This window comes from Xanthomonas hortorum (assembly GCF_040279205.1).
In the GTDB taxonomy this organism is placed as follows: Bacteria; Pseudomonadota; Gammaproteobacteria; order Xanthomonadales; family Xanthomonadaceae; genus Xanthomonas; species Xanthomonas hortorum_F.
This window is the reverse complement of record NZ_JBEOLS010000003.1, coordinates 22,855-45,937: the sequence shown is the minus strand read 5'-3', so window position 1 is coordinate 45,937 and position 23,083 is coordinate 22,855. Positions and strand designations below refer to the sequence as shown.

20 protein-coding genes and 1 tRNA gene are annotated in these 23,083 nt (G+C 63.7%); 7 read left to right on the top strand and 14 right to left on the bottom strand.

Going from position 1 to position 23,083, the window contains the following annotated elements; all coding sequences use genetic code 11:
• Nucleotides 1-114: 114 nt before the first annotated feature.
• The 10 genes from cyoD to murJ form a co-directional block, all read right to left on the bottom strand.
• The gene (cyoD, locus tag ABS769_RS02105) at nucleotides 115-450 is read right to left on the bottom strand and encodes a cytochrome o ubiquinol oxidase subunit IV (protein ID WP_006450195.1); all 336 of its coding nucleotides are present in this window, start codon (nucleotides 448-450) and stop codon (nucleotides 115-117) included.
• Nucleotides 450-1,079 (bottom strand): cytochrome o ubiquinol oxidase subunit III, encoded by a 630-nt coding sequence (gene cyoC, locus ABS769_RS02100; protein WP_006450194.1) that lies wholly within the window; start codon nucleotides 1,077-1,079, stop codon nucleotides 450-452. The genes cyoD and cyoC overlap by 1 nt, the downstream gene beginning before the upstream one ends.
• Nucleotides 1,076-3,076, bottom strand: a complete 2,001-nt coding sequence (gene cyoB / locus ABS769_RS02095) for a cytochrome o ubiquinol oxidase subunit I (RefSeq protein ID WP_317060228.1) — start codon at nucleotides 3,074-3,076, stop codon at nucleotides 1,076-1,078. Before cyoB ends, cyoC begins: the two co-directional genes overlap by 4 nt.
• A complete protein-coding gene (gene cyoA, locus ABS769_RS02090; RefSeq protein WP_104550311.1) occupies nucleotides 3,076-4,026 on the bottom strand; it encodes a ubiquinol oxidase subunit II in 951 nt (316 codons plus the stop codon). Before cyoA ends, cyoB begins: the two co-directional genes overlap by 1 nt.
• A gap of 363 nt (nucleotides 4,027-4,389) precedes the next feature.
• Nucleotides 4,390-4,465: transfer RNA gene (locus tag ABS769_RS02085), tRNA-Thr, on the bottom strand.
• A gap of 230 nt (nucleotides 4,466-4,695) precedes the next feature.
• Entirely contained in the window at nucleotides 4,696-5,646 is a 951-nt protein-coding gene (gene ispH, locus ABS769_RS02080; RefSeq protein WP_043908441.1) for a 4-hydroxy-3-methylbut-2-enyl diphosphate reductase, read from the bottom strand.
• A 79-nt stretch (nucleotides 5,647-5,725) separates the two neighbouring features.
• Nucleotides 5,726-6,238: a signal peptidase II gene (lspA, locus tag ABS769_RS02075; RefSeq protein WP_043889026.1), complete on the bottom strand. Its 513-nt coding sequence runs from the start codon at nucleotides 6,236-6,238 to the stop codon at nucleotides 5,726-5,728.
• Nucleotides 6,239-6,573: 335 nt separating this feature from the next.
• Entirely contained in the window at nucleotides 6,574-9,405 is a 2,832-nt protein-coding gene (gene ileS, locus ABS769_RS02070) for an isoleucine--tRNA ligase (RefSeq protein WP_317060232.1), read from the bottom strand.
• 6 nt (nucleotides 9,406-9,411) lie between these two features.
• Nucleotides 9,412-10,446, bottom strand: a complete 1,035-nt coding sequence (locus ABS769_RS02065) for a bifunctional riboflavin kinase/FAD synthetase (protein ID WP_317060234.1) — start codon at nucleotides 10,444-10,446, stop codon at nucleotides 9,412-9,414.
• 207 nt (nucleotides 10,447-10,653) lie between these two features.
• Complete coding sequence (gene murJ, locus ABS769_RS02060) at nucleotides 10,654-12,246, bottom strand: murein biosynthesis integral membrane protein MurJ (protein ID WP_317060265.1); 1,593 nt, start codon at nucleotides 12,244-12,246, stop codon at nucleotides 10,654-10,656.
• A gap of 116 nt (nucleotides 12,247-12,362) precedes the next feature.
• Here murJ and rpsT point away from each other — a divergent pair, with 116 nt between their 5' ends.
• On the top strand, nucleotides 12,363-12,632 hold the full coding sequence (gene rpsT, locus ABS769_RS02055; RefSeq protein WP_002807888.1) for a 30S ribosomal protein S20: 270 nt from the start codon (nucleotides 12,363-12,365) through the stop codon (nucleotides 12,630-12,632).
• A gap of 91 nt (nucleotides 12,633-12,723) precedes the next feature.
• Here the strand turns inward: rpsT and obgE are convergent, their stop codons facing one another.
• From obgE to rplU, 3 genes are all read right to left on the bottom strand, one after another.
• Nucleotides 12,724-13,776, bottom strand: coding sequence for a GTPase ObgE (gene obgE / locus ABS769_RS02050; protein ID WP_006449999.1), 1,053 nt, complete (start codon nucleotides 13,774-13,776; stop codon nucleotides 12,724-12,726).
• A gap of 232 nt (nucleotides 13,777-14,008) precedes the next feature.
• Nucleotides 14,009-14,269, bottom strand: a complete 261-nt coding sequence (gene rpmA, locus ABS769_RS02045; protein ID WP_006450000.1) for a 50S ribosomal protein L27 — start codon at nucleotides 14,267-14,269, stop codon at nucleotides 14,009-14,011.
• Nucleotides 14,270-14,281: 12 nt separating this feature from the next.
• Nucleotides 14,282-14,602 (bottom strand): 50S ribosomal protein L21, encoded by a 321-nt coding sequence (rplU, locus tag ABS769_RS02040; RefSeq protein ID WP_006450001.1) that lies wholly within the window; start codon nucleotides 14,600-14,602, stop codon nucleotides 14,282-14,284.
• A gap of 326 nt (nucleotides 14,603-14,928) precedes the next feature.
• Between rplU and uvrA the strand changes: the two genes are divergently transcribed.
• Nucleotides 14,929-17,895: an excinuclease ABC subunit UvrA gene (gene uvrA, locus ABS769_RS02035; RefSeq protein ID WP_317060237.1), complete on the top strand. Its 2,967-nt coding sequence runs from the start codon at nucleotides 14,929-14,931 to the stop codon at nucleotides 17,893-17,895.
• On the top strand, nucleotides 17,895-18,302 hold the full coding sequence (locus ABS769_RS02030; RefSeq protein ID WP_317060238.1) for an acyl-CoA thioesterase: 408 nt from the start codon (nucleotides 17,895-17,897) through the stop codon (nucleotides 18,300-18,302). Before uvrA ends, ABS769_RS02030 begins: the two co-directional genes overlap by 1 nt.
• 313 nt (nucleotides 18,303-18,615) lie before the next feature.
• Here the strand turns inward: ABS769_RS02030 and ABS769_RS02025 are convergent, their stop codons facing one another.
• Nucleotides 18,616-19,044 (bottom strand): copper chaperone PCu(A)C, encoded by a 429-nt coding sequence (locus tag ABS769_RS02025; RefSeq protein WP_317060268.1) that lies wholly within the window; start codon nucleotides 19,042-19,044, stop codon nucleotides 18,616-18,618.
• Between the two features lie 65 nt (nucleotides 19,045-19,109).
• On the opposite strand from ABS769_RS02025, the gene ABS769_RS02020 reads away from it, so the two are divergent.
• The 4 genes from ABS769_RS02020 (at nucleotide 19,110) to ABS769_RS02005 (ending at nucleotide 22,810) form a co-directional block, all read left to right on the top strand.
• A complete protein-coding gene (locus ABS769_RS02020) occupies nucleotides 19,110-19,880 on the top strand; it encodes an enoyl-CoA hydratase/isomerase family protein (protein WP_317060240.1) in 771 nt (256 codons plus the stop codon).
• Nucleotides 19,881-19,953: 73 nt separating this feature from the next.
• Nucleotides 19,954-20,859, top strand: a complete 906-nt coding sequence (gene tesB, locus ABS769_RS02015; RefSeq protein ID WP_317060242.1) for an acyl-CoA thioesterase II — start codon at nucleotides 19,954-19,956, stop codon at nucleotides 20,857-20,859.
• A 157-nt stretch (nucleotides 20,860-21,016) separates the two neighbouring features.
• On the top strand, nucleotides 21,017-21,520 hold the full coding sequence (locus tag ABS769_RS02010) for a putative signal transducing protein (RefSeq protein ID WP_317060243.1): 504 nt from the start codon (nucleotides 21,017-21,019) through the stop codon (nucleotides 21,518-21,520).
• Nucleotides 21,521-21,616: 96 nt separating this feature from the next.
• Nucleotides 21,617-22,810, top strand: coding sequence for an RNA polymerase sigma factor (locus tag ABS769_RS02005; protein WP_317060244.1), 1,194 nt, complete (start codon nucleotides 21,617-21,619; stop codon nucleotides 22,808-22,810).
• Nucleotides 22,811-23,083: the final 273 nt, after the last annotated feature.

The following is a 23,083-nucleotide window of genomic DNA, read 5'->3' as shown; positions in this document are numbered from 1 at the left end:
GGCTTCCCCGTATGCCATTGGTCATGCCGCAGGCAAATTCATGCGCAAAAATAAGCCGCCAATCGCTGGCGGCTTTCTTCATAACAGCATGACGCGATCCGGCGTGGCGCCGTCTCAATGCATCATGTTGACGTTCATGTTGTGCAGCACCCACAGCGAACCGACGATCACGATGCCGATGATCAGCAGCGAGAACAGGCCCACCTGCACATTGGAACGCTGCTCGGGCGAGCGATCCATATGCAGGAAATACACCATGTGCACCAACATCTGGACGGCGGCCATCAGCGAGATCACGATGACCGTGACGCCCTTGGAGAACGCCCCGCTCATCACCATCGCAAACGGGATGACGGTCAGGATCACGGCCATCACAAAGCCGATCAGATAGGACTTCAGGCCGCCGGCATGTGCGTCGGCGGCGGTTTCATGCGCGTGGTGATTGGCCATTACAGCGCTCCCAGCAGATAGACGACGGTGAACACACCGATCCAGATGATGTCCAGGAAATGCCAGAACAGGCTCAGGCAGGCCAGACGCGTGCTGTTGCGCGGGGTCAGGCCGTTCTTGGAGATCTGGATCACCAGCACTGCCATCCACAACAGACCCGAGGCCACGTGCAGACCGTGCGTGCCCACCAGGGTGAAGAAGGCCGACAGGAACGCGCTGCGCCCCGGACCCGCACCTTCATGGATCAGGTGGTTGAACTCCCACACTTCCATGCACAGAAAGCCGATACCCAGCAGTGCGGTGACGCCCAGCCAGGCATATAGCCCGGTCATGCTGCGCTTGTGCGCGGAGATCATCGCAACGCCAAAGCTCAGGCTGCTGAACAACAGCAGGAAGGTTTCCACCAGCACGAACTTCAGATCGAACAGCTCCTTGGCGGTCGGTCCGTCCACCGTGGCGCCCGAGAGCACCGCATAGGTGGCGAACAGGCCGGCGAACAGCAGGCAGTCGCTCATCAGGTAGACCCAGAACCCGAAGACGGTGTTGCCACCGGCGTCGTGATGTTCGTGGTCGTCGTGGCCGCCCGCGTGGGCGGCGTGGTCAAGCGTGGTCGAGGAAGACATGGTCATACCACCTTCGCGGCCTGCGCCGCATGTTGCTGTTCGAGCAGGGCAAAGCGCGCGTTTTCGATGCGCTCCACTTCGTCGGCCGGCACCCAGTAATCGATGTCGTCATCGAAAGTACGTGCGATGAAGCTGCCAATCATGCCGACCAGGCCGATGATGGCCAGCCACCAGATGTGCCAGATCAACCCGAAGCCCATCAGCACGCTGAAGGCACCGATATACACGCCTGCCCCGGTGTTGCGCGGCATGTGGATCGCCTCGTACTTGGACGGACGCACCCAGCCCTTGCCGTTCTGCTTGTCGGCCCAGAACTGATCGCGGTCGTCGATGTGCGGCAGCACGGCGAAGTTGTAGAACGGCGGCGGCGAAGAGGTGGCCCACTCCAGCGTACGGCCATCCCACGGGTCGCCCGTGTGGTCCATGTGCTCCTTGCGCTTCCAGACGCTGTAGGCGAGCTGCACCAGATTCAGGAAGATACCAGTACCGATGATCGCTGCACCGCCCGCAGCCACGTAAAGCCACGGCGCCCACTCCGGATGGTTGTAGGTGCTCATGCGGCGGGTCATGCCCATGAAGCCGAGCACGTACAGCGGCATGAAGGCCACGAAAAAGCCGATGATCCAGCACCAGAATGAGGCCTTGCCGATCTTCTCGTTGAGCTTGAAGCCGAACGCCTTCGGGAACCAGTAGGTCAGACCTGCCAGGTAACCGAACACCACGCCGCCGATGATCACGTTATGGAAATGCGCGATCAGGAACAGGCTGTTGTGCAGCACGAAGTCCACCGCCGGAATCGCCAGCATCACGCCGGTCATGCCGCCGATGGTGAAGGTGATGATGAAGCCGATCGTCCACAGCACCGGAGAGGTCATGTGCACACGACCGCGGAACATGGTGAACAGCCAGTTGAAGATCTTCACGCCGGTCGGGATCGAGATGATCATCGTCGTGATGCCGAAGAAGGCATTGACGTTGGCACCCGAGCCCATGGTGAAGAAGTGGTGCAACCACACCACGAACGACAGCACGCCGATGCACGAGGTGGCGTAGACCATCGAGGTGTAGCCGAACAGCCGCTTGCGGCTGTAGGTCGCGATCAACTCGGAGAAGATGCCGAACGCCGGCAGGATCAGGATATAGACTTCCGGGTGGCCCCAGATCCAGATCAGGTTGACGTACATCATGGCGTTGCCGCCACCGTCGTTGGTGAAGAAGTGCGTGCCCAGGTAACGGTCGGCACCCAGCAACGCCAGCGCCACGGTCAGGATCGGGAACGCGGCGATGATCAGGATGTTGGTGATCAACGCGGTCCAGGTGAAGATCGGCATGCGCATCAGGGTCATGCCCGGCGCGCGCATCCGCATGATCGTCACGAAGAAGTTGATGCCGGTCAGCAACGTACCCAAGCCTGAGACCTGCAACGCCCAGATGTAGTAATCGACACCGACCCCTGGACTGTATTCCAGCCCCGACAGGGGCGGATACGCCAACCAGCCGGTCTGCGCGAATTCGCCGACGCCCAGCGAGATGTTGATCAGCGCCGCACCGGCCACGAACAGCCAGAAACTCAGCGAGTTCAGGAACGGGAACGCCACGTCGCGTGCGCCGATCTGCAGCGGCACGATCACGTTCAACAGGCCGGTCATGAACGGCATGGCCATGAAGAAGATCATGATCACGCCATGCGCGGTGAAGATCTGGTCGTAGTGATGCGGCGGAAAAGCACCTTCGCCGCCACTACCCGCCATGGCTTGCTGGGCACGCATCATCGCCGCATCGGCGAAGCCGCGCAGCAGCATGACCAGCGCCACAATGATGTACATCACACCGATGCGCTTGTGATCCACCGAGGTGAACCACTCCTTCCACAGGTAGCCCCACAGCTTGTACTTGGTGATGGCGCCCGCGATGAGCAGGCCGAGCAGGCCGGCGCCACCGAGAGCGACCATGATGATCGGCTCGTGGTACGGAACCGCCTCAAGCGTAAGTTTGCCTAGCATCACTTGTCTCCAGAAGTGCACATGGCAACCGGCTCTGCAGCCGATGCCTGATGGTCGCCGTGGCCTTCGCCATGGCCTTGCGGACCGTGACCCGGACCATTCATGTATTTGTCGACCAGCGAGCGGAACATGCCGTCCTGCACCGACGAGTAGTAGGTGACCGGATACTGTTCTTTATCGTTGCGATTGGCGGCCAGCACCTGGTACTCGGCGGCAGTAAGCGCCTTCGGCGATGCCTTGACCTTGGCCACCCATGCATCGAAGCCGGCCTGATCGACCGCATGCGCCTTGAAGCTCATCTTCGAAAAACCGTGACCGCTGTAATTGGTGGACAGGCCGAAGTATTCGCCCGGCTCGTTGGCTACCAGATGCAGCTTGGTTTCCATGCCGGCCATCGCGTAGATCATCGTGCCCAGGTGCGGGATGAAGAACGAATTCATCACCGTGTCGGAGGTGATCTTGAAGTTCAGCGGCGTGTGCACCGGGAAGGCGATTTCGTTGACCGTGGCGATGTTCTGATCCGGGTAGATGAACATCCACTTCCAGTCCAGCGAGACCGCTTCGATGGTGAGCGGCTTGACGTCCGAATCCAGCGGCCGGTACGGATCCAGCGCATGCGAGGAGCGCCAGGTCAGCACGGCCAGTACAAGGATGATCACGCACGGGATCGACCACACCACCACTTCGATCGCGGTGGAGTGCGACCAATCCGGCTCGTAGCGCGCCTTCGTGTTGGACGCGCGATATTTCCACGCGAACGCGATCGTCATCACGATCACCGGGATGACCACGATCAGCATCAGCACCACCGAGGTGATCAGCAGTTGCTTCTCGTCGTGGCCGATCTGGCCTTTCGGATTGAGGATGGCCGAGTTGCAGCCTGCCAACAGCAGGAACGGCAACATCAGGCCTGGACGAAGTACACGCCCGAGATGTTTCAACGGAATCATCGGTCGATCCAAGTGCGAAGGAACGCCAGCCTCATGCGTCGCATCCCCTTTCGGGACATGTCCGGCAGCGCTCTTCCTGAAGAAAGATGACCGCGCAGACCGAAGACACGGGTTAGCTTCCTAATTTTAAACTTTGCTGCACCTGCACGAAACCCATCGGCCATGATCTGCCGCAATTAATGCACGCAAATGTATGCGACATGTTGTCGCAGCGCTGCGCAGGGCAGAAACGATGCGATTGCGGACCTGCACAATCATGCCTGCGTGATGTGCAGCGTCTATTGCTGCACGTGCGCTGAGGTGAATGTGCATCTGCCCAAAACGCAACTGGGCCGACCAATGGCCGACCCAGTGTTGAAGCGATGGTGCCGGAAATAGGAATCGAACCTACGACCTACGCATTACGAATGCGCCGCTCTACCAACTGAGCTATTCCGGCGAGCCGTGAATTGTAGGAGCGGAGCCAGTGTGCGGTCAATCACCGCTATTGGAGGGCTGAGCATTGCGGCACCTGGCGTTGCGTCATGTCCTGCCGGCTTTCTGCCAGCGCGAGACATCCGTCAATCAATCGCTGCATCCAGTAGGCCGGTCAACTCGGCCTACTCAACAAAGGTAACGACCAACGCGAACGGTCGCCTGAAGACAACCCGGCAAACGGGTCAGCCGACTTCAGCTGACCAGACGCAACCGCAGCTCCTTGGGCAGCGCGAAGACCATCGATTCCGGCTCGCCTTCCAGCTCGGAGACGCCCTCGGCGCCCAGCTCGCGCAGCCGCGCCAGCACCCCATCCACCAGCACCTGCGGCGCGGAAGCGCCGGCGGTCAGGCCGATGTGCTGCTTGCCCACGATCCAGGCCGGATCGATCTCGCTGGCGTTGTCGATCAGGTAAGACTCCACCCCGTCGCGTCGTGCCAGCTCGCTGAGACGGTTGGAGTTGGAGCTATTGGGCGAACCGACCACCAGCACCAGATCGCATTGGCGCGCGAGATCGCGCACCGCATCCTGGCGGTTCTGGGTGGCGTAACAGATATCGTCGTGACGCGGCCCCTGCATCGCCGGGAAGCGCGCACGCAGGGCCTCGATGATGCCCATGGTGTCGTCCACCGACAGCGTGGTCTGGGTGGTGTAGGCAAGGTTTTCAGGCTGGCTGATCTGCAGCGTGGCCACCTGCTCGATGTCTTCGACCAGATAGATCGTGCCCGGGCCGCGCTCACGGCTCCACTGCCCCATCGTGCCTTCCACTTCCGGATGCCCGGCATGGCCGATCAGCACCACATCACGGCCGGCCCGGCAATGCCGCGCCACCTCAAAGTGCACCTTGGTCACCAGCGGGCAGGTCGCGTCGAACACTTTGAGCCCACGGCGCTCGGCCTCCAGGCGCACCGCTTGCGAGACGCCGTGTGCGCTGAAGATCACCGTGGCGTTATCGGGCACCTCGTCGAGTTCTTCGACGAAGACCGCGCCGCGCTGCTTGAGGTCGTCGACCACAAAACGGTTGTGCACCACTTCATGGCGCACATAGATCGGCGCGCCCAGCGTCTCGATCGCACGCTTGACGATCTCGATCGCACGGTCGACGCCGGCACAAAAACCACGGGGATTGGCGAGCAGGACTTCCATGGCGGGCATTCTACGGGAATGGGGAATGGGGAATCGGACCGGGCGGCGTGCGCCCGCAGGAACACTTCAGCCTCGATTGCTAATTTTTGATCCCTGACTCCCGTTTGCCGCCCTTGTCGAACAGACCGAATACCGCGATCCCGATAGCGCCGCCCACGATCGCCGAGTCGGCGATATTGAACGACGGCCAGGTATGGCTGCCGATGTACCACTGGATGAAATCGACCACGTGGCCATGCATCAGGCGGTCGATCACATTGCCGATCGCCCCGCCGATCACCAGCGCATACGGCAGCGCGCTACGCCACTCGCCGCGCGCGGTGCGCGACAGCCAGAACGCCAGCAGCCCGCTGATGCCCACCGCCAGCGCGGTGAAGAACCACAGCTGCCAGCCGCCGGCATCGCTCAGAAAGCTGAAGGCCGCCCCGGTGTTATAGGTGCGGTACCAGTTCCAGAAGCCGTCGATCACCGGCACGGCGGTGTACTCGGGCAGGCTGGACAGCACCCAGGCCTTGCTCCACTGGTCCAGCCCGACCACGAGCGCAGACAACAGCAACCAGATCAGGGCGGAAGGTTTGGGGCGTTGACTCATGTCGAGAGGTCGCAATTGGTTGTGATTTCTCCGACGCCGGAGAAGATGCCTGGATGGCGTTGGAGATGGCGAAAACTAAACAACGATGACCAAAGCTGGATGACAGGCAAGCGAGGATGGCATGGACGCTTCAGCCAGCTGCCCTGCCCCGCTTTACCGCAAGCGCGAGCTTCAGCAAGCGCCACAACGCATCAGGCGTAGCGGTCAGCGCCGCGTAAGCGTGTGGCAGTAGCCTGCAAATAAAGCAGCGGCACGTTCCAGCGCAGCACGTCCTACGAAAAACATCGGCAATGCGTTGCGGAATCTTCCGCGACGCATTGCCGTCGATGCCCGCATCAGAACCAGCGACGCGCCTCGCCCGGGCCTTCGAGATTGCTCACGCAGCGGCTGCACAGTTCCGGGTGACGCGGATCGCTGCCCACGCTGGCCTGGTGGTGCCAACAGCGCACGCACTTGGCCTTAGTGGTCGGCTGCGCGCTGACGAAGATGTCGTCGGTGCTGGCCGCGGTGACGGTGACATCGCCACTGATGAACAAAAAGCGCAGCTCCTCGGCCAGCGGCTGCCAGCGCGCGGCGGTCTGCGCATCGGCGGCCACGGTGATCTCCGCTTCCAGCGCCGCACCGATCGCGCCATTGGCACGCATCGGCTCCAGCACCTTGGCCACCTGCTCGCGCAAGGCCAGCAATTTGTCGAAGTCCCCACTGGTCAACGCGGCATCGGCCGGCAATGGCGCCAGCCCCTCGTACCAGGTGGCGAACAGCACGTTGTCGGTGTGCTTGCCCGGCAGATAACCCCACAGTTCTTCGGCGGTGAAGCTCAGCACCGGCGCGATCCAGCGCACGAACGCATCGGCCACGTGATACATCGCGCTCTGCGCCGAACGGCGGCCGCGTGCATCCTCGGCCATCGTGTACAAGCGGTCCTTGGTCACGTCCAGATACAGCGAGCCCAGATCCACGCTGCAGAAATTCAGCAGCGCCTGCACGATCTCGGCGAAGTCGTAGCGCGCATACGCAGCGACGATCTTTTCCTGCAGCTCGTGCGCGCGATGCACGATCCAGCGGTCCAGCAGCACCATGTCGTCCAGCGCCACCAGATGCTGCAGCGGATCGAATCCATGCAGATTGCCGAGCAGAAAGCGCGCGGTGTTGCGCAGGCGGCGATACGCATCGGCGTTGCGCTTGAGGATTTCCTGCGACAGCGACATCTCGTTGCTGTAGTCGGCCGAGGCGATCCACAGGCGCAGGATGTCCGCGCCCAGGGTCTTCATGATGTCCTGCGGCTCGATGCCGTTGCCCAGCGACTTGGACATCTTGCGGCCGTGCTCGTCCACGGTGAAGCCGTGGGTCAGGCACTGCTTGTACGGCGCCGCCTTATCCATCGCCACGCCGGTCAGCAGCGAGGACTGGAACCAGCCGCGGTGCTGATCGGAGCCTTCCAGATACAGGTCGGCCGGCTTGGGCAGGCCGCGGTCCACCAGCACTGTTTCGTGGGTCACGCCGGAGTCGAACCACACGTCCAGGATGTCGGTGATCTTGTCGTAATCGGCCGCCTCATCGCCCAGCAGCTCGGCCGCGTCCAGCGTGTACCACACGTCCACACCGCCCAGTTCCACGCGGTCGGCGACCTGGCGCAGCAACTCGGTGCTGCGCGGATGCGGCTCGCCGGTTTCCCGGTGCACGAACAAGGCGATCGGCACGCCCCAGGTGCGCTGGCGCGAAATCGTCCAGTCCGGACGCCCGTCGACCATGCCGGCGATACGCGCCTGGCCCCAGGACGGATACCAATGCACGTTTTCGATCGCCTTGAGCGCATCGGCGCGCAGGTTGGCCTGCTCCATCGAAATGAACCACTGCGGCGTGGCACGGAACGCGATCGGCGTCTTGTGGCGCCAGCAATGCGGATAGCTGTGCTCCATCTTGCTGGCGGCCAGCAGCACGCCGGTGTCGCGCAACGCATCGATGATGATGTCGTTGGCCTTCCAGATATGCAGCCCGGCCAGCACGGTGTCGCCCAGCGGCGGCGTCGACGGCAGATACACGCCGCGCCCATCCACCGGGTTGATCTGCGCAGCGCCGTAGCGCTCCAGCAACCCATACTGCTTGGAAACCTGATAGTCCTCCTGACCATGACCCGGTGCGGTATGTACAGCGCCGGTACCGTCTTCGGCGGACACGTGATCGCCCAGCAGCAGCGGAATCTCGCGCTCGGCATAGAACGGGTGGTTCAGCAGCATCTGCTCCAGCGCCGCGCCCTTGGCATGACCGTGCACCACCACCGTTTCCACGCCGTAACGCAGCAGTGCCTTGCCGGCCAACGCCTCGGCGATCACCAACCAACGCGGCTGGCCGCGATCGGTCGGGCCTTCGACCAGCACGTAATCCAGGTCCGCACCCAGGCTCACCGCCAGCGAAGCCGGCAGCGTCCACGGGGTGGTGGTCCAGATCGGCACCGCCACGCCCACGCCCGCCGGTAGCGTCGCGCCGAATGCGGCTGCGACAGCGCCCGGATCGCGCGCCGGATAGGCGATATCCACGGTCGGCGAGACCTTGTCGGCGTATTCGATCTCGGCCTCGGCCAAGGCCGAGCCGCAATCGAAGCACCAGTGCACCGGCTTGACGCCACGGGTCAGATGGCCATTGTCGACCACCTTGGCCAGCGCGCGGATCTCGTTGGCTTCGAAGCGGAAATCCAGCGTCTTGTACGGGTTGTCCCAATCGCCGATCACGCCCAGGCGCTTGAAATCGCGCCGCTGCAGATCGATCTGCTCGGTGGCGTATTCGCGGCACTTCTGGCGGAACTGCGCCGCATCCAGCTTCACGCCGACCTTGCCGTACTTCTTCTCGATCGCGATCTCGATCGGCAGGCCGTGGCAGTCCCAGCCGGGGATGTACGGCGCATCGAAGCCAGCCAGATACTTCGACTTGACGATGATGTCCTTGAGGATCTTGTTGACCGCATGACCCAGATGGATCTGGCCATTGGCATACGGCGGGCCGTCGTGCAGCACGAACAGCGGGCGCCCGGCCGCGTTGGCGCGCAGTTGCGCGTACAGCCCCTCGCGCTCCCAGCGCTCCAGCATCGCCGGCTCGCGCTTGGGCAGGTCGCCGCGCATCGGAAATTCCGTCGCGGGCAGATGGAGCGTGGCTTTGTAGTCGTGGGTCACAGGTCTCTACCGTTGCGCTGCGTTGTCTGAAGCGTCTGCACTTGCATGTGCAGACGTTTGCGAGGAGCTCGCATGTTTATTGTCCGCACATGGAGGTGCGGGTTCTTGAGAGGGACTCGCATTAAGTACCGCACGCGCCTGCTCGGCATCGCGATGCATCTGCACGGTCAACGCCTCCAGGCCATCGAACTTTTCTTCGTCGCGCAGCTTGGCGACGAATTCGACTTCGATATGGCGGCCGTACAAATCGTCCTGAAAATCGAACAGATGCGCTTCCAGCAACGGCTCCACACCGGCCACCGTGGGCCGCGTGCCAAAGCTCGAGACCGACGGCCACGGCTGATCGGCCACACCATGCACCCAGGTTGCGTAAATGCCCGACAACGCCGGCGTGCGCGGAAAGCGCAAGTTGGCAGTGGGGTAACCCAGCGTGCGCCCAAGCTGCTTGCCGCGCACCACCCGCCCGCCGATGGCATACGGGCGGCCAAGCAGTTCGCCGGCATGCGCAAACTCGCCCGTGCCCAGCAGCTCGCGAATGCGCGTGGCCGAAATGCGCTCGCCGCGCAGATGCACCGGGGCAATCTCGCCGGCCACGAACCCGTACTGCTCACCGAGCGCGCGCAGCAGGCCGATATCACCGCCACGCCGATGGCCGAAGCGGAACTCCGGGCCGATCCACACCTCTTTGGCGCACAACCGGCCAACCAATGCCAGCCGTACGAAATCCTCAGCGCTCATTGCCGCCAAGTGGCCGTCGAAACGGATCATGCCCACGCTGTCGGCGCCCAGGCCGTACAGCCCTTCGATCTTGGCGCGGGCCAGCGTCAACCGCGGCGGCGGCGCTGCCGGAGCAAAAAATTCGCGCGGCAACGGCTCGAAGCTCACTGCCACTGCCGGCACGCCCAGCGCGCGCGCGCGTTCGACCGCGTGCTGCACCAATGCCCGATGCCCCAGGTGCAGGCCATCGAAGGCGCCGATGCAGACCACGCTTCCGTGCGGGAACAGCGTCCCGCCCTCGACGTCTCTAAACAGCCTGCTCATTGCTCGATCCAAACAGATGCCGGCCTGCGGGCCGACCCTCACTGATACATAACCTGCAAGTATAGCCGTGCCTGTCAACCCGCATGGGCGCGCGCCGCGCAGTGAGCAACGCTTGGCCAGGCGCAATGAGTATTCCGGCTGCGCGACGTCAGAACTCCGCACAACACAGGCGGCTTCGCAGTGCGCTTGGCCGGTCCGCTAGGCTGCCTACCCTTCGCGCAGATGCCGCGGCCGCAGCCCCAATGCCAGCTGCGCCACCAGATAGGTCGCCCCACCGCTGCCGACCAGCACTGCCAGCCAGCCGATGCGATCCCACTTTTCCATCACGGTGAACGAGGGCAACCACCACAGCAGGCCCAACAGCACCACCACCATCGCCGCACAGGCCAGCAGCAGGCGTAGCGCATAGCCGCCCCAGCCGGGCCGCCGCTGGTACACGCCGGACTTGCCCAGCCAATACCACAGCAAGCCCAGATTGAGATAACTCGACAACGCACTGGCGATCCCCAGCGCCAGATGCAGGCCCGGCTGCTTGCCCAGCGCCTGCATCACGCCCTGCGCCTTGAGCTCGGGCGGCACCATGATCTGGTAGACCACCGCCAGCAGCGCGAAGTTGAACACCATGTTGGCAATCAGCGCCGCCACGCCCGCGCGCACCGGCGTGCGGGTGTCCTGACGGGCGTAAAACGCCGGCAGCACCACCTTGAGCATGGCGTAGGCCGGCAGGCCGAAGCTCAGGCCGTAGACCGACATCGCGGTCATGCGCGTATCGAAGGCGGTGAACTGGCGGTACTGAAACAACGTGGCCACCAGCGGCTCGGCCAGCAGCAGCAACCCGAGCATCGCCGGCATCGCGATCAGCAGCGTGGTACGAAACCCCCAGTCCAGCGCGCCGGAAAACGCGCTGCGGTCGGTCTTGACGTGATGGCGCGCCAGCGCCGGCAGGATCACCGTGCCCAGCGCCACCCCGAAAACACCCAACGGCAGTTCCAGAAACCGGTCGGCCAGCGACAGCCACGACTGCGAGCCGTCGGCCAACCGCGCGGCGATCACGGTATCCAGCATCAGGTTGATCTGCGCCACCGACGAACCGAACAGGGTCGGGATCATCAAGGTCAGTACCTTGCGCACGTCCGGGTGGGTCCAGCCCCAACGCGGCAACGTCAGCAGATCGATGCCCTTCAAGGCCGGCAGCTGGAACAGCAACTGCAGCGCACCGGCCACCAGCACCGCCCAGCCCAGCGCCAGGATCGGCACGTCCAGCCGCGGCGCCAGCCACAGGGCGCCGGCGATCATGCACAGATTGAGGATCACCGGCGTCAGCGCCGGAATCGCAAACCGCTGGAAGCTGTTGAGCGCTCCGCCCGCCAGCGCGGTCAACGACACAAACAACAGAAACGGAAAGGTCAGCCGCAACAGGTCGACCAGCAGGCCGTACTTGTCCGGATCGGTCGCCGCGCCATCGGAAAAGATCGACGCCAACTGCGGGGTGAAGATCAGCCCCAGCGCAGTAATCACCAGCAACATGCCACCCAGCGTGCCGGACACCCGCGACATCAGCTCGCGCAGATCGGCATGCGGCCGGGTTTCCTTGACCTCGGTGAACACCGGCACGAACGCAGTGGCGAACGAGCCTTCGGCAAACAGGCGGCGCAGAAAATTGGGAATGCGAAACGCCACCCAGAACGAATCGGTGACTGCGTTGGCACCGAAGGTGGTGGAGATCGCCTGATCGCGGATCAGCCCCAATACCCGCGACACCATGGTCATACTGCTGAACGAGAGCAGGCCTCTCAACATACCGGGCTTGCTCACGCAGCCTCCCTCTTGACATCTGACTTGACGTACATAACTAGGTCCATCATACTTTCGCGCTTGCTTTTTCCACCATACCGATTTTTCAGGAACCCACCACCGTGGCCAATATCAAGTCCGCCAAGAAGCGCGCCAAGCAGACCGTCGTGCGCAATGAGCGCAACACGGGCCAGCGTTCGATGCTGCGCACCGCCGTCAAGAAGGTGATCAAGGCCCTTGACGCCAACGATGCTGCAGGCGCCGAAGCTGCTTTCGCCGTTGCTCAGCCCATCCTCGACCGTTTCAGCGCCCGTGGCCTGATTCACAAGAACAAGGCTGCGCGTCACAAGAGCCGTCTGACCGCTCGCATCAAGGCCATCAAGGCCGCGTAAGCGATCGGTTTCGGCACTACCGGAAGCCTGGCTTTCGGTGGAACAGAAAAACCCGGCCTTGGCCGGGTTTTTTGTTTGGCTGCGATACCACTCAGCCGGCATTGCGCGCCTCGAGTTCGTCCTCGCGCTGACGGTCGAAGAACGCCATGATGTCCTTCATGATCGGGAAGGTGCCATCGCGGCCCAACGCCGAGACCAGATACCACGGCGAGGTCCAGCCAAGCTCGGCCACGATCGCCTCTGCCGCCGTACGCGCCTCGTCCTCGAACATCAGGTCGGCCTTGTTGAGCACCAGCCAACGCGGCTTGGCCAGCAACTCCGGATCGTGCCGCTCCAGCTCGCGCTCGAGGGTACGCACCTGGTCGGCCGGCGACACACCATCCACGCCACCCTCCATCGGCGAGATGTCTACGAGGTGCAGCAGCAAACGCGTGCGCTGCAGATGGCGCAGGAACTGCGTGCCCAGGCCGGCGCCATCGGCCGCACCTTCGATCAGACCCGGCACGTCGGCGATGACGAAGCTGCGATACGCCTCGACACTGACCACGCCCAGATTCGGATACAAGGTGGTGAACGGGTAATCGGCCACCTTCGGCGTTGCCGAAGACACCGCTCGGATCAGCGTGCTCTTGCCGGCATTGGGGAAGCCCAGCAGGCCGACGTCGGCCAGCAGCTTCAACTCCAGCTTGAGCAGACGCTCCTCGCCCTCTTCGCCGGTGGTGGACTGGCGCGGCGCACGATTGATCGAGCTCTTGAAATGCATGTTGCCCAGGCCGCCCTTGCCGCCCTTGGCCACCAGCAGACGATCGCCGTTCTGGGTCAGGTCGCCGATGATTTCATCGGTCTGCACGTTCATCACCACGGTGCCGACCGGCACCACGATGATGCGGTCTTCGCCGCCCTTGCCGTAGGCCTGACGACCCATGCCGTTCTCACCGCGCTGCGCCTTGAAGGTGCGCTCATGCCGGAAGTCGACCAGGGTGTTGACGTTTTCGTCGGCCACGATCCACACGCTGCCGCCGCTGCCGCCATCACCACCATCCGGCCCACCGAGCGGGATGAACTTCTCGCGGCGAAAGCCGACACAGCCATTGCCGCCATTGCCGGCACTGACCAGGATTTCTGCTTCGTCGACTAACTTCATGAGATTTGGGATTCGTAATTTGGGATTGGTAACACCACCGCAGGACGCCGCTTGGCGGCCGCGGAAACAGCAGGAAGCGACGGTATCGGGACCATCGAAATCCGCCGTTGCGAATCCCAACTCCCGAATCCCCACTCCCGGCCGTCAAACGAAAAACCCCGCAAAAGCGGGGCTTTCCGTCTCGTCCGTCAGGCATCGATACCTGGCGGACTGGCCTGCATGGAGCGGGCGATTACGCCTCGACAACCACGCTGACGGTACGACGCTTCTTCGCACCCTTGACCGAGAACTCCACCTTGCCGTTCACCAGGGCGAACAGGGTGTGGTCACGGCCGAGGCCAACGCCGCTACCCGGGTGGAACTGGGTGCCGCGCTGACGCACGATGATGTTGCCAGCATCGATGGCCTGGCCACCGAAGATCTTCACACCCAGGTACTTCGGGTTGGAATCGCGACCGTTGCGCGAGGAACCTACGCCTTTTTTATGTGCCATGACTGGTTCTCCTTACTTCTTATCGCCACCGGCAATGCCGGTGATCTCGATTTCGGTGTAGTACTGACGGTGCCCCTGACGCTTCATGTGGTGCTTGCGGCGACGGAACTTGATGATGCGCACCTTGTCGGCGCGGCCATGGGCCACAACCTTGGCGGTGACCGAAGCGCCCTTCAGCGCGTCGCCCAGCTTGATGCCATCGCTATCGCCCAACATCAGGACGGTGTCGAACTTGATCTCGTCGCCAGCTTCGACTTCGAGCTTTTCCACGCGGAGCGTTTCGCCCTGCGCGACGCGGTATTGCTTACCGCCGGTTACCAGAACTGCGTACATGACCAGGTTTTCCTCTGTAGTTATTATGGTCGCACTGACGTGCCCTAGGGCAGACAGGAGCGGGATTGTACTGGCCTATCGGGTTTTGGGTCAACCCGCAAGCCGGGCGCCGGCCGGTTTCCGATCGACGGCACGTCGACCTGCCGCAGGCGACATCGATCCGGCTCCATGCAACGCATCATCCGGCCGCCACAGCGCTCCGGTCAGACTGGCATTTCGGGCAATTGCCCTCACCTAGGTCGGCGGGTAGGCTGATCGACTGCCACTCATTCCTGCTGAGCACGCTCGCACCACCGCCGGTTCGCCGGCCCGACATCGGATCCCCCATGGCGATGGATTTCATCCGCATCCGCGGCGCGCGGACGCACAACCTCAAGAACATCGACCTCGACCTGCCTCGCGACAAATTGATCGTGATCACCGGCCTGTCCGGTTCGGGCAAGTCGTCGTTGGCGTTCGACACCATTTATGCGGAGGGCCAGCGCCGCTACGTCGAGTCGCTGTCGGCGTATGCGCGCCAGTTCCTCAGCGTGATGGAAAAGCCGGACCTGGACCATATCGAAGGTCTGTCCCCGGCGATTTCGATCGAACAGAAATCAACCTCGCACAACCCGCGCTCCACGGTCGGCACGATCACCGAGATCTACGACTACCTGCGCCTGCTGTACGCGCGCGTCGGTCAGCCGCGTTGCCCGGACCATGGGTTCCCGCTGGAGGCGCAGACGGTCAGCCAGATGGTCGACCACATGCTCAACCAGGACCAGGAGCAGCGCTACATGCTGCTGGCGCCGGTGATCCGCGACCGCAAGGGCGAGCATGCGCAGGTGTTCGAGCAACTGCGTGCGCAGGGCTTCGTGCGCGTGCGCGTGGACGGCGAGTTGTACGAGATCGATGCGGTGCCGGCCTTGGCGCTGCGCCAGAAGCACACCATCGAAGCGGTGATCGACCGTTTTCGTCCGCGCGAAGACATCAAACAGCGGCTGGCGGAAAGTTTCGAGACCGCACTCAAACTCGGCGAAGGCATGGTGTCGGTGCAGTCGCTGGACGATGCGGCCGCCGCGCCGCACCTGTTCTCGTCCAAGTACAGCTGCCCGGTCTGCGATTACTCGCTGCCCGAGCTTGAACCGCGGCTATTTTCGTTCAACGCACCGGTGGGCGCCTGCCCGAGCTGCGATGGCCTGGGCGTGGCCGAGTTCTTCGACCCCGATCGTGTCGTGGTGCATCCGGAGCTGTCGCTGTCGGCCGGTGCGGTGCGTGGTTGGGATCGGCGCAATGCCTATTATTTCCAGCTGATCGCCTCGCTCGCCAAGCACTACAAGTTCGATGTGGACGCAGTGTGGAACTCCCTGCCGGCCAAGGTGCGCCAGGCGGTGCTGTTCGGCAGCGGCGATGAGGTGATCAGCTTCACCTACTTCACCGATGCGGGCGGACGCACCACGCGCAAGCACCGTTTCGAAGGCATTTTGCCCAACCTGGAACGGCGCTACCGCGAGACCGAATCGCCGGCTGTGCGCGAAGAGCTGACCAAGTACGTCAGCCAGCAGCCCTGCCCTGCGTGTAATGGCACGCGTCTGAATCGTGCTGCGCGCAATGTGTTCGTGGCCGACCGCCCGCTGCCCGAACTGGTGGTGCTGCCGGTCAACGAGGCGCTGAGCTTTTTCCGTGGTTTGTCGTTGCCGGGTTGGCGCGGCGAGATCGCCAGCAAGATCGTCAAGGAGATCGGCGAGCGGCTGGGCTTCCTGGTCGATGTGGGCCTGGATTACCTGACCCTGGAGCGCAAGGCTGACACCTTGTCCGGTGGCGAGGCGCAACGCATTCGTCTGGCCAGCCAGATCGGCGCCGGCCTGGTCGGGGTGATGTACGTGCTGGACGAGCCCTCGATCGGCCTGCACCAGCGCGACAACGAACGTCTGCTCGGCACGCTGACGCGGCTGCGCGATCTGGGCAACACCGTCATTGTCGTCGAGCACGACGAGGACGCGATCCGCCTGGCCGATTACGTGCTGGACATCGGCCCCGGCGCCGGCGTGCACGGCGGCGAAATCTGCGCGCAAGGCACGCTGCAGGACATTCTGGATGCGCCGCGCTCACTGACGGGTCAATACCTGTCGGGCAAGCGCCGCATCGAGATTCCCAAGCAGCGCCACAAGCCCAACCCGAAGATGATGCTGCACCTGCGCGGGGCGACCGGCAACAACCTGAAAAATGTCGATCTGGACATTCCGGCCGGCCTGCTGACGTGTATCACCGGCGTGTCCGGCTCGGGCAAGTCCACGCTGATCAACGACACGCTGTTTTCGCTGGCGGCCAACGAGATCAACGGCGCGTCGCATCCGGTGGCGGCGCATCGCGAGGTGGAGAATCTGGACCTGTTCGACAAGGTCGTGGATATCGACCAGTCGCCGATCGGGCGTACGCCGCGCTCCAATCCGGCCACCTACACCGGCATGTTCACGCCGTTGCGCGAGTTGTTCGCGCAGGTGCCGGAATCGCGCGCGCGCGGTTATTCGCCTGGGCGTTTCAGTTTCAACGTGCGTGGCGGCCGCTGCGAAGCCTGCCAGGGCGATGGCCTGATCAAGGTGGAGATGCACTTCCTGCCCGACGTCTATGTGCCCTGCGATGTCTGCCACGGCAAGCGCTACAACCGCGAGACGCTGGAGATCCGCTACAAGGGCTACAACATCAGCGACGTGCTGCAGATGACCGTGGAAGACGCGTTGCGGCTGTTCGAGCCGGTGCCGTCGATCGCGCGCAAGCTGGAAACGCTGGTCGATGTCGGCCTGAGCTACATCAAGCTGGGGCAGAGCGCGACCACGCTGTCCGGCGGTGAAGCGCAGCGGGTCAAATTGTCGAAGGAGCTGTCGCGTCGCGATACCGGACGCACCTTGTACATCCTCGACGAGCCGACCACCGGCCTGCACTTCCACGACATCGAAGCGCTGCTCGGCGTGCTGCACAAGCTGCGTGACGAGGGCAATACGGTGGTGGTGATCGAACACAATCTGGACGTAATCAAGACCGCCGACTGGATCGTGGACCTGGGCCCGGAAGGCGGCCACCGCGGTGGCAGCATCCTGGTCTCCGGCACGCCGGAAGAGGTGGCTGCACACAAGGCGTCCTACACCGGGCAATTCCTGGCAAAGATGCTGCCGTCGGTGAAGGCGCGAGAGACGCGTCCGGCGGCACTGGCCAACAAGCCCGATGCGCGCCCGCCGCGCAAGATCAAGCCGGAGAAGGTCGCGAAAGTCGCCAAATCCGCCACCAAGAAAACCGCGAAGAAGAAGGCAAGCTGATGAGCGAAGAGCACAAGGTGTTGGTACGCATCCCGATCAGCGTGCGCTGGCGCGACATGGACAGCATGGGCCATGTCAACAACGCCAAGTACATTTCCTATCTGGAAGAAGCGCGTGTGCGCTGGATGCTGGGCGTTGACGGCGTGTCGATGACCGATCGCATCGCGCCAGTGGTCGCAGCCACCAACGTCAACTACAAGCGCCCGCTGGTGTGGCCGAACGACATCCTGGTGGAACTGTTCGTCGAGCGCCTGGGCAGCAGCAGCATCACCATCGGCCATCGCATCCTCGACCAGAAGGACGAGGGCGTGCTGTATTCGGATGGCAACGTGGTCGTGGTGTGGATCGATACCCAGACCGGCAAAAGCGCGTCGCTGCCGGATGCGGTGCGCGCTGCCAGCAACTGAGATTTTATCGGCCCGGTTGCCGAGTTTTCTCAGAGCTAAAGATCGGCGGCGGCTCTTTCGGGAGCCGCCGTTTTCGTTTTCGAATGGCGGTGTGATGACGTTACTTCGTACTACCGCACGTTTGCAGCATGCAGTGACTGTGCTGCCGCAGCGGCTTCATGCCTGCAGCGTGGTGAGCTGGCACCGCAGCCTGATTAAGCAGCGCCTTCTACGCGCCGTTCGAATGCTTTGCCGAAATCATTGGATCAAGCAGCGCTGCTGCCAACGGCAGCATCCATGCTGCCGTCTTCGCTCTACAGCCAGCTGCGCTCCCTCACGAACCCGGCGCGCGCTTGCGTGCTTCCAGCGTGGTCTTGATCTCGCGGCCATCCTGCAAGGTAAAGGTCACCGGCACCTGCGCGCCTTCCTGCAGCGGCGCACGCGCTTCCATCAGCATCAGATGCAGGCCGCCCGGCGCAAGCGGCACCGACCTGCCGGCTGGCAGCGGCAACTCGGGCACCGCACGCATGCGACTGACGCCGTTGGTTTGCGTGGTCTCGTGAATGGACACATCGGCAAACGCACTGCTCTTGGCCGCGGTGACCTTCAGCGGCTGCGCGCAGCCGTTATGGAACTGCCCGAACCCCGCCGCCATGCCCATGCCACCGGGCGGTGGAATGCGGACCCAGCCACCCTTGAATTCAGGCAGGCACTGCGCGCAGACGCCTGCACTTGCCAACACCGCCAACGCACCGAGCAGCACGCGTGCATACATGCGCTGCCTGCTTCGACTGCCGTCTATCATGACCCGACCTCCAGGAGCCCCGAATGAGCATCCAGATCTTAGACCATGGCCGTCTTCGCGAAATCCGTCTGGCCCGCCCGCCGGTCAATGCACTGGACAGCGCGCTGTGCCAAGCCTTGAGCGTTGCGGTGCAGCAGGCCGGCGATGAGACCGATGGTATCGTGCTGTCGGGCAGCGAGCGGATCTTTTCCGGTGGCATGGATGTGCCGCACCTGCTGGCGCACGGCACCGACCGCGCTGCATTGCTGGCCAGCTGGACGGCCTTCTTCGAGGCCGCGCAAGCGCTGGCCAACAGCCGCGTGCCGGTGGTGGCGGCCATCGGCGGGCATGCGCCGGCCGGCGGCTGCGTGTTGGCGCTGTGCTGCGACTACCGGGTGATGGCGCGCAGTGCCGACACCGCCAAACCCTATGCGATCGGCTTGAACGAGGTGCAGGTGGGCCTGGCCGCACCCGAAGGCATCCAGCGCCTGTTGCGCCGCGTGGTCGGTGCGCACCGCGCTGAGCGCCTGCTGATCTCCGGCCAGCTGCTGCCGGCCGAACAGGCGGTCACGATCGGCCTGGTCGACGAGCTGGCCGATGGCGAGCTGGTCACCGCGCGCGCGGTTGCCTGGCTGCAGGATCTGCAGCGACTGCCGCGCCAGCCCATGCTGACCACGCGCGCCATCGCCCGCGCCGATCTGCGCGCCGCACTGGCACCCGAGCTGATCCAGCTGGAGCGTTTCATCGACGGCTGGTACGCACCGGATGCGCAGGCGGCGCTGCATGGCCTGGTCGCGCGCCTGCAAAAGACCTGAGCACGCGCCTTGCGCATGGTGGCGACGGGGCCGCCGGTATAATCGCGGTCCGTCGCACGCCCAGGCCAGCCCTTTGTCCGCCACTGCCGAACCCGTCGTCTCCGAACTGATCAACCTGCTGTCGCTGGAGCGCCTGGAAGACAACCTGTTTCGCGGCCAAAGCCGCGATATCGGCACCAAGTACGTGTTCGGTGGGCAGGTGCTGGGGCAGGCGCTGGCCGCCGCGCAGGCCACGGTGGAAAACGGCCGCCAGGCGCACTCGTTGCATGCCTATTTTCTGCGCGCCGGGGATATCGATCACCCGATCGTCTACGACGTCGATCGCACCCGTGATGGCGGCAGTTTCTCGGTACGACGGGTCACCGCGATCCAGCATGGCAAGGTGATCTTTTTCTGCGCAGCGTCGTTTCAGGAACACGAAGACGGCGCCGAGCATCAGTCGGTGATGCCGGTGGTACCGCCGCCGGAAGACATCGAACCCACCGCGCCGCTGGCACCGGAAGTGCTGGCGAAACTGCCGGCCAAGGTGCAGCGCTGGCTCTCGCGTGGCGGCCCGTTCGAATTCCGCCACGTCTTTCCGCGCGACGAACTCAGCCCACCCAAGCGCCCGCCGTTCCAGCAAATGTGGCTACGCCTGAGCGACCCGGTCGGCGACGATGTCGGCCTGCATCGCGCCTTGTTGGCGTATGCCTCGGATTTTCAGCTGCTGGGCACCTCGACGTTTCCGCACGGCATCAGTTATTACACGCCGAACGTGCAGATGGCCTCGCTCGACCATGCGCTGTGGTTCCACCGCCCGTTCCGTACCGACGACTGGCTGCTGTACTCGCTCGACAGCCCCACCGCGCAGGGCTCGCGCGGCCTGGCGCGTGGGCAGTTTTTCACCCGCGATGGCGTGCTGGTCGCAAGCACCACGCAGGAAGGCTTGATCCGCGTGGTGCCCGATGGCAGTGCAATTGCCGTGCCGGCGAAGGACTAGCCGTGCCCGTGCTTGAACAACAACTTTCGCTGAGCGCAGACAGGCCTGCTGTAGCCTTTTTCGGTTGTGGACCGACGTCCACGCCACTTTTCTTCCATGTCTCGAACACGCGCACCCGCAGCGCGATGCGTTCGGCAATCGCTGGCACACCTTAAGCATGCGCAAGATCTTCAGCAGTCAACGTATCGAAACCGCCGAAGGCGTCGCCAACCTGTTGCGCGATGCCGGCATCGATGTGCGCATGAGCAATGGCCGCTCCTACGAAAGCAAGCGCACCGGCCAGTTCAGCTATCTCGAACACAGCAACGCACAGACCTATCCCACCGTATGGATCGTGCATGCCGACGACCAGCCACGCGCGCGCGAGTTGCTGCGCGACGCGCGCCTGCTCGACACCACCCGCCGCGACCTGCCGAACGTGGAATACACCTTTCGCGAAGGCGAGAACGGTTCAAGCTCCAGCGCGCGCAGCTGGGCCTGGCGTATCCGTCTGGTGCTGCTGTTGGTGATCGGCGCGGTTGCAATGTTCGTGGTGCTGCGCCATCGCAGCGCGCCTGCGCCGGTGGCTCAGCCGGCATCGCAGCAAGCGGTGCCTGCCAACGCGACACCACCGGCGGCAGAGGATGAAGAAGTGCGCGTGCGGATCCAGCCGGCGCGCTGAGCGCCGCTGACGTCAGCACCTGCATCAACCGGCATCGCATCGGTCACATCTGCCGCTCCCATGCGTCATGCTGGGACCAGGACATGGATTGCGCCGATGCACACCGACACGCTGGACCTGATGTTGCAACGCGAACTGCCGCATGCCGCGGCCGGCTGCCAGCAGGCCTATGGCCGCATCGTGCGTGCCTGCCAGAACACGGTGACCGCCATCGCGCTGGCGATCACCCGCGATATCGCCGCCAGCGAAGACATCGCCCAGGAGGCCTTTCTGCGCGCCTGGCAGCGGTTGGCACAACTCAGCCAACCGGCCAGCTTCCTGCCATGGCTGCGCCAGATCACCCGCAACCTGGCGCGCGACTGGCTGCGCGCCAACCGGCATCGCGCGCTCAGTGGCGAAGCAGCCGACCTCGCCATCGCGATGGCAGCCGACCCCGCACCCTCGCCCGCCGAGCACCTGCTGCAGGTGGAAGAAGAAATTGCCGCGCTCGACATCATTTCCGCACTGCCCGAAGAAAGCCGCGAGACGCTGCTGCTGTATTACCGCGAAGGCCAGAGTTCGCAGCAGGTGGCCTCGCTGCTCGGCCTCAGCGATGCCGCCGTGCGCAAGCGCTTGTCGCGCGCACGTGCCAGCGTGCGCGAGGAGCTGCTGCGCCGGTTCGGCGCGTTCGCGCGTGGCAGCGCACCCAGTGTGGCTTTTGCCACTGCGGTGACCTCGGCAACGATGCTGGCAACTCCGGGAACCGCGAGCGCGGCCATTGTGTTGGGCGGCATCGGGGGCGCGGGCAAGCTGGGCATGGGCGGTTTGACCGGCTCCGCCGTTGGCGGTGGCGGCGCAGCCGGTGCGTTGAGCGTCTGGTTCGGCATGCCGGCGCTGTTTGCTGCAGGCAGCGTGCTGGTCGCAGCACTGGGAACTTACTGGTCGGGCTGGTATCTGCTGCGCTTTGCCGAGACAGCTCGCGAAACCGCAGGTATCCACCGCTTCATGCTCACAAGCACCCTGACGTCGGTGACCGTGTGCGGCAGCACGTTGCTACTGAATCGACTCAGCAACCAACCCTGGTCGGCCTTGCTGGTGCTGTGCGCAGGCATGGTCGTGATCAACTATCAAACGCTGCGCGTGCTGCCCCGGGTGATGCGCCCCATGCTGGAACGCGATGCACAACGGCGCGGCACCACGCAGGCACCATTGCTTTACCGCTGCATGTTCAGTCCGAGCGCAATGCTCGTGAGCACGCTGGCGGTCCTGCTGCCAATCCTGCATCACTCCATCAAGTCGGGGATGCCATGACGCACTCGAAAGCCAGGATCGGCCTGCGCGATGGTCGAGCGAGAAAGGCAGCGATCCAGCATCCTCGCATCACGCTTGCAACCGGCATGCGCCATGTTTTCACGAAACACGCAGCTGCGCTCTACGTAAGGCCTCCCGCTTGCCGGAAGGCATCGCAACTAATAGCCCTGCCGATACACCCACCGCCTGCAGCAAAGAATGAGAAGGTGCGCGTGCGGATCCGGCAGGCGCGCTGAGCGCCGGCGAATATCCGCGTTGTGAACGGCACGGCCC